The sequence below is a fragment of the Cyclobacterium xiamenense genome, assembly GCF_009467825.1.
Taxonomy (GTDB): Bacteria; Bacteroidota; Bacteroidia; order Cytophagales; family Cyclobacteriaceae; genus Cyclobacterium; species Cyclobacterium xiamenense.
Map to the genome: position 1 here is coordinate 1 of NZ_WIOK01000038.1, position 13,490 is coordinate 13,490.

10 protein-coding genes are annotated in these 13,490 nt (G+C 46.2%); 2 read left to right on the forward strand and 8 right to left on the reverse strand.

Annotation, left to right across the window (positions count from 1 at the left end):
- Positions 1-190 precede the first annotated feature (190 nt).
- The 3 genes from GCU44_RS20285 to dnaK all read right to left on the reverse strand — a co-directional run bounded on the left by GCU44_RS20285 (position 191) and on the right by dnaK (position 3,796).
- Positions 191-952 (reverse strand): DUF6733 family protein, encoded by a 762-nt coding sequence (locus tag GCU44_RS20285; RefSeq protein WP_154859139.1) that lies wholly within the window; start codon positions 950-952, stop codon positions 191-193.
- A 426-nt stretch (positions 953-1,378) separates the two neighbouring features.
- Positions 1,379-1,753: a co-chaperone GroES gene (locus GCU44_RS20290; RefSeq protein ID WP_092174451.1), complete on the reverse strand. Its 375-nt coding sequence runs from the start codon at positions 1,751-1,753 to the stop codon at positions 1,379-1,381.
- A gap of 111 nt (positions 1,754-1,864) precedes the next feature.
- The gene (dnaK, locus tag GCU44_RS20295) at positions 1,865-3,796 is read right to left on the reverse strand and encodes a molecular chaperone DnaK (RefSeq protein WP_154859141.1); all 1,932 of its coding nucleotides are present in this window, start codon (positions 3,794-3,796) and stop codon (positions 1,865-1,867) included.
- Positions 3,797-3,991: 195 nt separating this feature from the next.
- Between dnaK and GCU44_RS20300 the strand changes: the two genes are divergently transcribed.
- Positions 3,992-4,792 (forward strand): MOSC domain-containing protein, encoded by an 801-nt coding sequence (locus GCU44_RS20300; RefSeq protein WP_317175351.1) that lies wholly within the window; start codon positions 3,992-3,994, stop codon positions 4,790-4,792.
- Between the two features lie 496 nt (positions 4,793-5,288).
- The gene (locus tag GCU44_RS20305) at positions 5,289-9,857 is read left to right on the forward strand and encodes a malectin domain-containing carbohydrate-binding protein (RefSeq protein ID WP_154859143.1); all 4,569 of its coding nucleotides are present in this window, start codon (positions 5,289-5,291) and stop codon (positions 9,855-9,857) included.
- Between the two features lie 99 nt (positions 9,858-9,956).
- Here the strand turns inward: GCU44_RS20305 and GCU44_RS20310 are convergent, their stop codons facing one another.
- The 5 genes from GCU44_RS20310 to GCU44_RS20330 all read right to left on the reverse strand — a co-directional run bounded on the left by GCU44_RS20310 (position 9,957) and on the right by GCU44_RS20330 (position 13,475).
- Positions 9,957-10,286, reverse strand: coding sequence for a nucleotide pyrophosphohydrolase (locus GCU44_RS20310; RefSeq protein ID WP_092174443.1), 330 nt, complete (start codon positions 10,284-10,286; stop codon positions 9,957-9,959).
- A 5-nt stretch (positions 10,287-10,291) separates the two neighbouring features.
- Positions 10,292-11,827, reverse strand: a complete 1,536-nt coding sequence (locus tag GCU44_RS20315; RefSeq protein WP_154859145.1) for an ATP-binding cassette domain-containing protein — start codon at positions 11,825-11,827, stop codon at positions 10,292-10,294.
- Positions 11,828-11,890: 63 nt separating this feature from the next.
- A complete protein-coding gene (gene dtd / locus GCU44_RS20320; protein ID WP_154859147.1) occupies positions 11,891-12,343 on the reverse strand; it encodes a D-aminoacyl-tRNA deacylase in 453 nt (150 codons plus the stop codon).
- Positions 12,340-13,062 carry a Rossmann-fold NAD(P)-binding domain-containing protein gene (locus GCU44_RS20325; protein ID WP_154859149.1) on the reverse strand — a complete coding sequence of 241 codons (723 nt, stop codon included), beginning with the start codon at positions 13,060-13,062 and terminating at the stop codon, positions 12,340-12,342. The genes dtd and GCU44_RS20325 overlap by 4 nt, the downstream gene beginning before the upstream one ends.
- Positions 13,059-13,475, reverse strand: a complete 417-nt coding sequence (locus tag GCU44_RS20330; RefSeq protein WP_092174433.1) for a YkvA family protein — start codon at positions 13,473-13,475, stop codon at positions 13,059-13,061. Before GCU44_RS20330 ends, GCU44_RS20325 begins: the two co-directional genes overlap by 4 nt.
- Between the last annotated feature and the right edge of the window lie 15 nt (positions 13,476-13,490).

Consider the following 13,490-nt stretch of genomic DNA (forward strand, 5'->3'; position numbering starts at 1 on the left):
TTTAGCAACGTTAAAATACAAAAAAGAAAACCCCGGAAAAAGCCTAAAAGTGACTATTTTCGGGGTTTTTAAATTAAATTACCTCTATTTAATTCATTGAATATCAGTTTTTTAGGGATTCAGAAAGAAGCCCTAAAAAAAGGAGACCGGTAATCAGTCTCCTTTTTTTATGGCTTTTTCTTTTTCGGTATTAGAAGCTAAGACCGGTAGTAACTTTAAAGAACGAATCGTTTCCTTCTACCAGGTCGCCACCAGCAGACAGTCGCGCGAACGCTTTTCCATTAGGATCTGCAAACTGGATGTAGGGGCCTAACCACTGATAAACGTCTGTGGATTCGGATACGTTAGATCCACCGGAGTTGATCAGGTGTTCGTAATGAAGGCCGAGGGAAAAGAAATCGGAAGCCTTCACACCGAAGTTGGTCCAATAGTGGATGTAAGCCAGGGTTGTTCCGCCAGTAGGCGCCTCGTTTCGAAGCGGAGAGTACAGTCCGAAATAGATCTCGCCTTCTGTTTTTGCCTTATCCAAACCAATGGTCAGGTTAGGAACAATACCATCCCCGAAAATACTGGGTCCAGCTGTGCCTGAAGACAGCAAGTTACCACCGGTAACACCGATTTGCGGATTGACGCTCAATCCATCGGCTACATCGAAGTTCATACCTACACCGAATTCGGTCCAGTTACCCCAGCCACCGCCGGATCCCTGTACACCTCCTGTACCTCCGGACCAAAGGATGCCATAGAACGTAAACGCAGAGGTTTCACTGACCGCGTAGGATCCGGCAAAGAATGGATAGAAACCGAAAAACTGATCAGAATTGACGGTGATTGTGAAGTCAAACTTGTCAGATGTTTCACTCTGAGCGGTTGCTGTACCTACAGCTACGACAAAAAACAATGAAAATGCGATAATGCCTTTCATTAAAGTTGGAATGTTGATTTTTCTCATGATTTTGATAATTAAGGTTAACTTTTAAACTAGAGGTAATTCGAAATTTAATTTCAAAATAACTAGGGTGTCATTTATGGTTTCAATATTACCCTATATTTATCAAATTTGCAAAAAAAAATTTATTTTTGGTTATTTTTTTTACCACATGTGAACTTTACTGCACATATAAAGAAAATTTCAGGGGTATTGTTAGATATAAATAAAATTAAAAAAATAATCATATACCAAGGATACAGTTGAATTTCGGGAGTTACAAGCTTATAAATCAGTATTATTTTTTGTTAATATTTAACTACACAAAATTTACTATTTTTACATTATAGTATCAATTTACACATAAACGAGTGAAAAAAATGAAAAAAAACAAAAAAGCCACCGTAGGAGGACCTACTGTGGCTTAAAATCAGGATAAGAAGAATAAAATTACAAATCTTCCTCTCGTTCCAGCATCAAAATGGCGTTTTGAGGAACGATGTAATACTTTTCTCCCTCGTAAATGACCTCAAAGGCCCCGTTCATAAGAAAAACAGCCAAATCGCCTTCTTTCGCTTGCAAAGGGATGTATTTTACATTTTCTGCATGGTCCTTCCAGGGTTCTTCTTCCGCTACAGGCAGGGGAATGGGGTATCCCGGACCTGCTTTCATGATGTACCCCTGCTGTACTTTTTCTTTTTCCCGAACTCCGGGCGGCAGGTATAGCCCACTGGATGTTTTTTGATCCGGTTTCTTTAGCTTGATCAACAGGCGGTCGCCCACGATAAGGAGCTTCTTTAACTTATTTTCAGAGGTCAGTTGCATATTGGTTTGTGATTAGCAAGAGGATATAGTACCGTGTAGTGTAAAAATAATGGCATCTCCACCCGGTGAAGACGCCATTATTTTATTGGTTACAAATTGATGGAAGAATGCTTATTTTTTATCTTCTTCATTTACTTCTTCGTAGTCGACATCGGATACGCCATCTCCGGAAGCGGAATCCGATGTGGAGGCGTCTCCGGTGGGGCCACCTTGGGCGGCACCGCCTTCTGCACCCTGAGATGCGTTGTACATCTCTTGAGAGGCCGCAGTCCAGGCGGTATTCAAGGCTTCCATTCCAGCATCAATGGCCGCAATATCCTGACTTTGGTGAGCCGCTTTCAGTTTTTCCAAGGCTTCATTTACTGCCGATTTATTACTATCGGACAGCTTGTCTCCAAATTCCTTCAACTGCTTCTCGGTTTGGAAGATAAGGCTGTCTGCCTGGTTGATCTTGTCGATCTTTTCCTTCTCCGCCTTATCTGTGGCCGCATTGGCCTCAGCCTCTTTCTTCATTCGATCGATTTCCTCCTGAGAGAGTCCGGAAGAAGCTTCAATTTTGATTTTTTGCTCTTTGCCGGTTCCCTTGTCTTTTGCAGACACATTTAGAATTCCGTTGGCATCAATATCGAAGGTCACCTCAATTTGAGGTACACCCCGCGGGGCCGGTGGAATATCCGTCAACTGGAACCTACCGATGGCCCGGTTGTCCTTGGCCATGGACCGTTCTCCTTGTAGCACGTGGATATCTACGGCAGGCTGATTGTCGGCAGCGGTGGAGAAAACTTCGGACTTTTTGGTAGGAATGGTGGTATTGGATTCGATCAATTTCGTAAACACACCCCCCATGGTCTCTATCCCGAGAGATAGCGGCGTTACGTCCAGAAGCAATACGTCTTTTACTTCTCCTGTCAGCACACCACCTTGTATGGCAGCTCCTATGGCCACAACTTCGTCCGGATTTACCCCTTTCGAAGGTTTCTTGCCGAAATACTTTTCAACCTCTTCCTGAATTTTCGGGATTCGGGTAGAGCCACCAACCAGGATCACCTCGTCTATATCGGAGGGAGAAAGGCCGGCATCTTTGATGGCTTTCCGTACGGGATCCATGGATCGTCGCACCAGATCATCGGAAAGCTGCTCAAATTTTGCTCGCGAAAGGTTGCGAACCAAGTGCTTTGGACCAGATTGTGTGGCGGTAATGTACGGCAGGTTGATCTCGGTACTGGATGAACTGGAAAGCTCAATCTTCGCTTTTTCTGCGGCTTCCTTCAATCGCTGTAGGGCCATGGGATCCTTTCTCAGATCGATCTCCTCTTCTGCTTTAAACTCGTCGGCTAGCCAGTTAATGATTACCTGATCAAAATCATCGCCTCCCAGATGCACATCGCCATTGGTTGATTTCACTTCGAATACACCATCGCCCAATTCCAGAACGGATATATCAAAGGTACCTCCACCCAGGTCATACACGGCAATTTTCATGTCCTGGTTTTTCTTATCCAGTCCATAGGCAAGGGCCGCGGCTGTTGGTTCGTTGATGATTCGTTTTACGTCAAGACCGGCAATTTGACCCGCTTCTTTGGTAGCCTGCCGTTCCGAATCGTTGAAATAAGCCGGCACGGTAATTACCGCCTCGGTCACTTCCTGCCCCAGGAAATCTTCTGCCGTGGACTTCATCTTCTGAAGAATCATCGCAGATAGCTCCTGTGGGGTGTAAGACCGATCGCCGATTTTAATGGCCACGGTATCATTGGAACCCTGATCCACTTTGTAGGACGCATGTTTACGTTCTTCCGAAATTTCGGAAAACTTTTTTCCCATGAATCGTTTCACAGAAGAAATGGTATTTGACGGGTTTGTAATGGCCTGCCTTTTGGCAGGATCCCCCACTTTCCTTTCTCCATTTCCGTTGTCCAAAAATGCCACGATAGAAGGGGTTGTCCTTCTACCTTCACTGTTTTGAATGACCACGGGCTCACTACCTTCCATTACGGCGACGCAAGAGTTGGTCGTACCCAAGTCTATACCAATAATTTTTCCCATAATTATATTTATTTTATCGTTTTCGTATGTGTTACGAAAACAAGAACAACAACCAATGTGCCAAGTGGATGAATGGGCTAATTAATGCCACATTGTCATAATTTGTGACAGCTTTCGGATTCGATTTGTCAGCATTTATCCGTAATTTAACCGACCCAGTTCACTGCTTCTCGGCGGTTTCAATCTGTCTTACTTATGAAAATTACCCTTTCCGGGCTGTACATTTACCCCATTAAATCCCTGGGAGGCATTTCCCTTTCCGGCAGTAAGGTTCACCAATCTGGCCTCCAGCACGACCGTCAATGGATGTTAGTGGATGCGCAGGGAACGTTTATGAGCCAGCGAAGCCTCCCCCACATGGCTTTGCTTCAGGTCTCTCTGTCAGAAGATGGTCTATACCTCACGCACAAACTGCAGAAAGGTTCTGGCCTACACATTCCCTTCTCTGCCGATACGGGCCGGTTGCTGGAGGTCCGCATCTGGGACGATTCGGTCGATGCCCTGGAGGTAGACCCCGCTGCCGACGAATGGTTTTCGGACATGCTCCATACGTCCTGCAAACTGGTAAAAATGAGTTCCAGCCATAAACGCTGGCTAAAAAAGAAATACCAGGTCAACCAAGAGCACGTAGGATTTGCCGATAGCATGCCCTTTCTTATCATCGGCCAGTCTTCTTTGGACGACCTAAATAAACGCCTCGATACTCCTGTACCCATGGACCGCTTTCGCCCGAATATGGTATTCACCGGAGGCCCTGCTTATGTTGAAGACGGCTGGGACCAATTTTTCCTAGGGTCGGTACCTTTTAAAATCACGAAGCCCTGTGCCCGTTGTGTGATGACTACGGTAGACCAACAACGGGGAACAAAAAATCGAGAGCCACTGTATACCCTGTCCAGGTACCGGAAACTGGGGAAAAAGGTCTTGTTTGGCCAAAATGGAATCGCGCTGGACGAGGGGTACATTACATGTGGAGACGCTATTCTACCCGTTTGATTAACTGTGTAGAAAGTATACACAGTGGGGGTGAAATTTCCAAAAAACGACTCCTTTTGTACACAGCTATTCCTCCCGGGAATTTCAAAATTTAAATTTTCTCGAAGGACTCGTAGTATTTTAAATACATTTTTCTTATTATTAGGCGCTGAAAATTAGGTACAAAACAATTTATCCTTGTTTTCGGTTAACCCAAAGTAGCAGTGCACAGGAGGGATGGGATATTCCATAAAAAACAATCCTTACCTTTGGCACGAATTTTAAGTGCTTGAGGCTGAAATAAACCAACTTAATTACCCAATTGGCTATTCATAATTCAGTATCCAAGCAATAAATAATCACATTATCGTAGGGGAGATTTTTGATGGAGTTTGATGGATTATTTCAAACTAAGTAAAAATCCTATGCATTTTTCCGAATGGTAAAAATGCATAGGATCATTATGTAAAAAAAATAAAACCTAGTACATACAAACACCAACTAAATTAACATTTACATGAATACAGTTTTATACCGATTAATCCTGTGTTGCACGATGTTTTTGGCCGGATTGCCTCTACATGCGGCCAATTATTACTTCTCCAGCGAAATAGGAGATGATTCTCGAAGCTTTTCCCAAGCTCGGAATGCAGCCACTCCCTGGAAATCAATTAATAAATTGAATGCCATCATGTCGAGCCTCAGTCCTGGTGATAAGGTTTTTTTTCGTAGAGGAGATACGTTCTATGGCACCATTCGCCTGAATCGGTCAGGGAATTCAGGCGCTCCCATTACATTTGGCGCCTACGGTTCCGGAGCCGACCCGATCCTAACCACCTTTGTACGGCTCTCCAATTGGCAATCTGTAGGGAATGGTGTTTACGAGGCGTCTGATAACCGTCTTCCCGGAAAACAGGTGAACATGGTTACCATCAACGACAATCCTCAGGAAATGGGCCGTTTTCCCAATTCTAACGCCTCTAACAAAGGCTACCTTACCTATGAAGACCACTCAGGCGGCCGCTCGATCACCGACTATCAGTTATCCTCCAGTCCCAACTGGACAGGGGCGGAGGTTGTGTTGCGAAAAGTTTTCTGGATTACCGACCGGCACACCATCACTTCCCATTCCGGAAGTACCCTAAACTTCGCATCCAATCCGGAAACCCGCTACGAGCCACAGGCTGGTTACGGGTATTTTATCCAGAACCACCCAGGTACGCTGGATCGCTACGGAGAATGGTATTACAATCCCTCAACCAGGAAAATGCGGGTGTATTTTGGGTCCAATCCGGGCAATACCCGAGTGGAAGCAAGCACCCTGGATTTTATCGTCGAAAAGACCGGTCAGGCACGTCACCTTGTGTTTGAAAATTTGCATTTCAAAGGTGCAAACCGAAATGCTTTTCAATTCGAAGGAGGGAATGACATAAAACTATCGAATTGCAAAATTGACGTTTCCGGGGAAGACGGCGTCTTTTTTGCGGGCGTATCAAACTTAGTGATTGAAAACTCTGCGGTGAACTATGCCAATAATGTAGGGATGAATCTTAAGATTTCGGACGACGCCATCATACGCGGAAACTCGATTCAAAATACGTATATGTTTCCTGGACATGGTCGGAGCGGCGACGGGGTCGGACTAGCGATATTCTCAGATGGAGACAACAACCTGATCGAATACAATGAGATTAAAAGAAGTGGATACATTGGTATTCGTTTTGGCGGGGACGATACCCATGTCAGGTATAATTTTATCGATGGCTTTTGTTATACAAAAAATGACGGAGGAGGTATTTATTCCTATCAGGGGAGATTCGATAACCACAAAAATAGAAAAATCACCAACAACATTATCATCAATGGAGTGGGTGTGCGAGAAGGTACACGCATCCGTAACTTCGTAGACAAACCTCAGGCAGAAGGAATTTACCTGGATGACAATGTGACCGACGTGGAGGTATCGGGAAATACCGTGGCACATATCACCTCAAAGGGAATTTACCTCCACAACACCAACAACATCCGCGTCATCAACAATACGGTGTATGACTCCGACAACCTGATCTTCCTACGAAATGACCTCATGGGAAACCCCCTCACCAACACCACCATCGAAAACAACAAACTGCTGGCCAAGGATGCCTCCCAAGATTTTGTGCACATCTACACCCTGTTTGATGATGTGGCGCAATTGGCAAATTTCAACAACAACCAGTATTCGGCCCCTTTTTCTGACAATTACCGGTTTCGGGTCCGATACAATATGAACTCCAGTAACGAAACGAGCAAATTCTTTGATCTAAGAGGATGGCAACGCGCGTATAGTAAGGACTGGAACTCGAAAACCGGTACGCAACTGGAGGATATGTACACTGTGACAAAACAAGTAGGGTCCACCCGGTATTCCAACGGCTCCTTTAACCAGAATGCAAACATGATCACCTGTAGCGACTGTTCTACGTCCTGGGATAATGGGAGATTGGATGGTGGTTCACTTAAGATCAGCACTACCGGTACAAGCCAAACAGTGATGAGTACGGGATCCCTTAAAAGGGGAAGCTACTATTTGCTGAAATTTAGCGCAGTTGCCGATAAAAATATTCCCATCGCTTTCTTTTTGCGCCAATCGGGTTCTCCCTGGTTCGAACTTTCGTTGAGACATAACGTCGGAGTAACCTGGCAACGAGGCGAAAACGAAGTGCTGATTCAATCGCTCTCTGATGCAGAAAATTCCCGACTAGTGATGGAAATAGGCACGGGTGAGGCCGGCACAGTTTGGATGGACAATCTCGAGTTTTACGAAGTAGAGGCTTCCGTCATACGTCCTGAGGAAAAGGTGCTCTTTGAGAAAAATCCTACCAAATCGGAACGGAGTTTTTCTGCATCCGGAGGCTTTGTGGGTTTGCTCAATGAACTTTTATCCACCACCCAAACCATCCCTCCCTACTCGTCTTTATTGATGCTAAAGACAGGCAGCGGGGTAATCGAACAAGACCCGTCTGAGCCAACCGTCACGCTGGTCAAACCAGAAAGTAATCAAACTGCTCAACAGGGAGCGACGATCCTACTTGAAGCAAGTGCTTCGGTTCAGAATGCAGCGATTTCCCGTGTTGATTTTTTCAACGGATCCACCAAATTAGGCACAGCAAACGCATCTCCCTATCAATTGGCCTGGGAAAATGTTCCTCAAGGCTCGTACAATCTATCTGCCGTTGCGGTCGCAGACAACGGGCTGCAGTCCACTTCTCCCGTTGTCAGCTTTTCGGTATCTGCTACAAGTAGTAGCCCGGAAAATTCTTCCTCGTCGTACTTCCTCAATGTAGGTACCGGAGAAGCTACCATCTGGAACGGATTATCCTTTGCGGGAGAGAATGCAACCAACAACTTCTTCAGCACGTCTGATACTTTTTCCGAAAGTAACGCCAGTACCCATCCCCTATTCCAGACAGAGCGACACGGACAAAGCTTTACGTATTCGATACCGGTTCCTAATGGGACCTATTATGTGTACACGCTACACAACGAGGTCTGGTTCGGAAATCAAGGGCCTACTGCACAAGAGGGACAGCGTGTTTTTGATATTCGTATCGAAAACAATACAGTGAAAGAAGATCTGGATTTGTTTAAAGAGAACGGAAATCAACCTCTTGTACTTGCCTTCGAGGGAACAACGGTAACGGATGGGATCTTAACAATTAACTTTACTGCCTCCATAAACAACGCAACTGTATCGGGGATTGTCGTCAGTGAAACTCCCATAACTATTCCCTCCGATGATACGGCTAATTCAGGTATTTCTAAGCAACCTGGATACGATGATTACCTGATGATTAATACCGGAAGCCGAGACGATATCAGTTTTGACGGAAAGGTGTTTGTCTCGGATTACAAGACCACGTATTTTACTGGTTTCTCTCCTAACTTCAACTTCACGGTACCTGGAGAGGCATTGTTTCAAACGGAACGGTATGCCAAGAACATGAACGTCCGCATACCGGTGGAAAATGGCACCTACCAGGTCAAAACGTACCACAATGAGCTCTGGTTTGGTACGTTTGGGCCTGCGGCTGCGAGTGGAAATCGGGTCTTTGACATCTCCATTGAGGGGGAATTAAAGAAGGATGATTTCGACATCTTCTCCGAAAACGGGAACATGCCTACGGTCCTTACTTTCAATAACATTGAAGTTACGGATGGGTTCCTGGAGCTTGCCCTTTCGGCAAGTAGTGGCGATGTAAGCATCTCCGGATTGTATATCGGAAAGGCCCGCAGCACGGGAACGACTCCAGCGAATAGCCAGCAGCCCGTATTTCTTAATGCCGGAACGTTCGACGACAAGACCTATAATGGTCAACTGCACATGGGAGATCGTAAAACCAACTACTTCAGCCCATCAAACATCAACGCAAATTACACAGTCAATGGGTCTGATCTATTCCTTACGGAAAGATTTTCTCGAAATCTGGAATACAGCATACCCGTGCAAAACGGAACGTATACGGTGATCACCTACCACAATGAATTGTGGTTCGGATCCTTCGGTCCGACAGCAAAAGCGGGCAATCGGGTTTTTGATATATCCATCGAAGGGAATCGTGTAAAGTCGAATTTTGATATTTTCCGTGAAAATGGGAATAATCCCACGACCCTGACCTTTACTTCCATCAACGTAGGGGACGGCATGTTGACTATATCCATGAATGCGAGCATTAACAATGCCACGGTAGCCGGTATTGCGGTAATTCCCGAGGGAAGTTCCTCCTCGTCTAATCTGCGGCTTGCGACCGACGGAACCATGCAGTCAACCCAGGAGGGGGGAATCACGCAGACCTTAGACACCAAGGTCTATCCGAATCCTGCCACCTACCAAACCACCTTGTCCATTGGTCAGGATGTGAGCGTGCGCGAAATCTACATTCAAAGTACTTCCGGAGCTTTGGTGAAAAGCATCGATCCGAAAGCTGCTTCCGATGGCTACGGATCCTATACGCTGCCTTTGGCGGGTATGCAATCCGGCGTGTACGTGGTGACCGTTTCGGATGGAGGAAACTGGGTCAAAAAGGTCAAACTCATTGTTCAATAACAATAACAGGCCACCTGATGGCAAACAAAAAAGCCGGACGTCCACATCGTCCGGCTTTTTTTTTATTTCTTACCCCTCCTTCGAATCGTACGTTTCCAATCAGGGTTTTAATTTCTTATTCGATAGGTGTCGGTCTTTATCCCGAAGTGTTTTTTTCTCAAAATTTTTTTCCAGCGCCTGAGTCAAATCCACCCCGGTCTGGTTTGCCAGACAAATGAGTACCCACAGCACATCGGCCATTTCGTCCCCAAGATCCTTGTCCCGGTCGCTTTCCTTAAACGACTGTTCTCCGTATTTTCTGGCCATGATACGGGCTACCTCTCCCACTTCTTCTGTCAAAATGGCCATATTCGTAAGTTCATTGAAATACCGAACACCTGTGGAATTGATCCAGGCATCGACTTTTTTTTGTGCTTCTGCTAAGGTCATTTGCTTTAGTTTTGGTACGTAATTTTTCCTTGGTTTAATTCGAGAACCCGGTCTACGCTTTCCGGAACGTCCGCATCGTAGTGGCTCACAAATAACAGCGACATGCCTGTATTTTCACAAAAGTAAGAAATGGTTTGCCGAAATCGTACCCGCTGTGCCTCGTCCATGCCTTGGGACGCTTCATCCAAAACCAAGAGCTGGGGACATTTGATCATCGCTCGGGCCAACAGGCAAAACCGTTGCTCATCCAAGCTGACGCGATGAAAATTTACCGATGCCAGGTGATCCAACTGAAACGCGGCCAACCATGCGTCTGCCAGGGCTTCCTGCGATGGATCGGTTTTTTTGAACAGGCCCATGGTGTCAAACAATCCCGACAACACCACCTTTTTACAGGTCTGATTGGATGGGAAATAACGACCCAGCTCCGGTGAAACAAACCCAGTGGGCTTCTTGATCTCCCAGATACTTTCCCCTGTACCCCGCTTCCGATCAAATAGTACGATATCGTTGGCATAGGCTTGCGGATTCTCTCCCAAAACCAAACTGATAAGCGTGGATTTACCCGCCCCGTTGTGACCCCGAATCAACCAGCGCTCTCCCGGACCCACCCGCCAGTTGATTCGATCCAGTAGCAACTTGTCCTGGTACCTTATACCTACCTCACGCATCGCTATTACTTCGCGAATCCCTGACTTGAAAAAAACTTTTTTCAACAATCCCTCAAACGCATCAAAGGCGCTTTCACCCTGCATGCGCAAGGTCTCTTCCTTCGCAAGTAAACGTTTGCGGTCGGTGACGACCTCCAGCCTTCCCTGACCCAACCAGCCAAAACGACTGATGGAAGGAGGAACCTCATCTGCAGTGCTTGTCAGGACCACTTGTATGCCAGATTGAATGATTACCTGTAGTATTTCGTCGAACTGTTGGCGGGTTTTTACATCCAGTCCCGTAAGGGGCATGTCCATTAAAAACAACCGGGGGTTTTTACGTAAGGCCATGGCCAGTGCCAGTCTCCTGGTTTCTCCATTCGATAATTTGATCAGGGATTTCTCCCGGAGCTCCTGAAGCCCAAAAAGCCCAACCACCCGATCCAGGGTCCAGGGACCGGTCGCTTTTACTTCCACCTGTGCCAGGTACCTGCCCACTGTTTCTGTATCCTCGGATTCCGAACTATTGAAACGCTGCTGGTAGTAAAAGTTTTGCTGACTGGATTTATTTCGAAAGGTGTATTCCTGCGACACAAAAGCAATTAGATCCCGGAAACTATTGATTTCACCTCGCTGGCTTTGGGCTTTTTGATAACTTTCCGCAAAGGGTCTGGCAATCCGTCCTGCCACCAGGGATGTACGGCCCAAAAGCGTTTCCAGAAATGCCGTCCGCTCCTTTCCTGAACCGCCTGCTATCACCCAGGACTCTCCCTTTCTTATTCTGAAATCCAATTGCCGAAAGAGCGCTTTGCCCGAATACATGACCGTAGCCTGTTCAATTACTAAAAAATCTTCAGAGGCTTTTTCGGTAGTAATCCGATTTTCTTCCATTACTTCTACACGGTTTTAATCGATTTTTCCCGGCGCAGGACTCCCAACGCGTCGGTTTGGATGCTAGACCTTATTTTTGGAATCAATGATAATGGTTACCGGGCCGTCATTTATCAACGATACCTGCATGTTGGCGCCAAAAACTCCACATTTTACCGGCTTCCCAAGCTGTTGGGATAATTCGTCAATACAGGCTTCGTAGAGCGGAATCGCCACGTCAGGTTTTGCTGCTTTAATATAGGAGGGTCTATTTCCTTTTTTTGTGCTTGCATGTAGGGTAAACTGACTGATAAGCAGCAACTCTCCCGCCACGTCCAGCAGGCTTTTGTTCATGACGCCAGCCTCATCAGGAAAAACTCGCATGTGTACGATTTTCCGACTGATCCAGTCCAGGTCTTCCCTTGTATCGGCATCTTCGATGCCCAGCAGAATTAGCAAACCGGTCCCGATCGAGGCTTTCTCCTGCCCCGAAATCGCCACAGCTGCCTCGGAAACGCGCTGAATCACTGCAATCATGAGCTCATTTCGTGCATTTCGGAAGAGGGAATGGTTTCATTTCCGGAAAGGGTTGGCTCCCGATCCTTTACAACCATGGCCCTGGCCACCTGGGACCCATAAATGGGCTTGTATTTTTTGAACAGTCCCAAAAATGTAAGCCCCTTCATCAAAACTTTTCCCACTTCCTCCCCAAGGCGATTTTCACTACGCTCTCCCAGGAGCAGGGAAGGCTGAAAAATGCCCAGATAAGTAAAATCCATTCGTTTTAGGTCGTTTTCGACGACTCCTTTTACCTTGTTGTAAAAAACTCCAGAGCCAGCATCCGCTCCAAGCGCGCTGACATAGAAAAATCGTTTTGCGCCAAAATGCAGCACCATGCGTGCAAAACCAATCACGAAATCATGGTCTACCTGAAAGAATTTTTCCTTTGACCCAGCATTTTTAATGGTGGTACCCAGGGAGCAGAATGCAGATAGCGTTGCCTCCTCAGTCTCCAGGCTTTTAATAAGGGGCTGAAACTGACCGCTAGTATTTTGTAAGCGGATGGATTCTTGTAGATTCACTTTTTCTAACCGGTTAAAGTCTACGGTCACCTGAACAAATTTGGCGTGCTTTAGGGCCAAGTCGCGTCTACCAAAGGAAATCACCCAATCGTAGTCCGGGTTTTGGAAGAGCTGGTGGAGCAGTTGCATGCCTACCAGACCGGATGAGCCGGCTACCAGTGCTACCTTAGTCATAGCTGCCTTTCCCTTTCCCAATCCAGAAACCGCTCAATATCGGATTGAAGACTTTTGAAAATGGCCAATAACACCGTAATGTCATCAACGTAGCCGACGAAAGGTATAAAATCCGGAACCAAATCTGTTGGCAAAGCAAAATAAAATAAGCCGAGAACCAGCAATCCCAGGGAACGATTAGAGAGCCCGGAATATTGCTTATTTACGTGGGCCCGAATCATCCGGATAAAAACTTCCACCTGGTATTTCACCTGGGCAAAGGTGGGATTTTGGGAAAGCTCTTTCCACTTGAGGCTGGCTTTTTCCAGCAAATAACGTAACTTTTCCTCCGTCGCCGCGATGTGCATGGCCCGGTTCAGGTAAATCGACTTTGCCTTCTCGAAGAAGCCGTGCTCTTGTTTGTCTCTGTTCATGCCTAATTGCTACGA

Coding starts and splice junctions, on each gene's coding strand:
- GCU44_RS20285 (WP_154859139.1), bottom strand. CDS start 952: ATGAGAAAAATCAACATTCCAACTTTAATGAAAGGCATTATCGCATTT.
- GCU44_RS20290 (WP_092174451.1), bottom strand. CDS start 1,753: ATGCAACTGACCTCTGAAAATAAGTTAAAGAAGCTCCTTATCGTGGGC.
- dnaK (WP_154859141.1), bottom strand. CDS start 3,796: ATGGGAAAAATTATTGGTATAGACTTGGGTACGACCAACTCTTGCGTC.
- GCU44_RS20300 (WP_317175351.1), top strand. CDS start 3,992: ATGAAAATTACCCTTTCCGGGCTGTACATTTACCCCATTAAATCCCTG.
- GCU44_RS20305 (WP_154859143.1), top strand. CDS start 5,289: ATGAATACAGTTTTATACCGATTAATCCTGTGTTGCACGATGTTTTTG.
- GCU44_RS20310 (WP_092174443.1), bottom strand. CDS start 10,286: ATGACCTTAGCAGAAGCACAAAAAAAAGTCGATGCCTGGATCAATTCC.
- GCU44_RS20315 (WP_154859145.1), bottom strand. CDS start 11,827: ATGGAAGAAAATCGGATTACTACCGAAAAAGCCTCTGAAGATTTTTTA.
- dtd (WP_154859147.1), bottom strand. CDS start 12,343: ATGATTGCAGTGATTCAGCGCGTTTCCGAGGCAGCTGTGGCGATTTCG.
- GCU44_RS20325 (WP_154859149.1), bottom strand. CDS start 13,062: ATGACTAAGGTAGCACTGGTAGCCGGCTCATCCGGTCTGGTAGGCATG.
- GCU44_RS20330 (WP_092174433.1), bottom strand. CDS start 13,475: ATGAACAGAGACAAACAAGAGCACGGCTTCTTCGAGAAGGCAAAGTCG.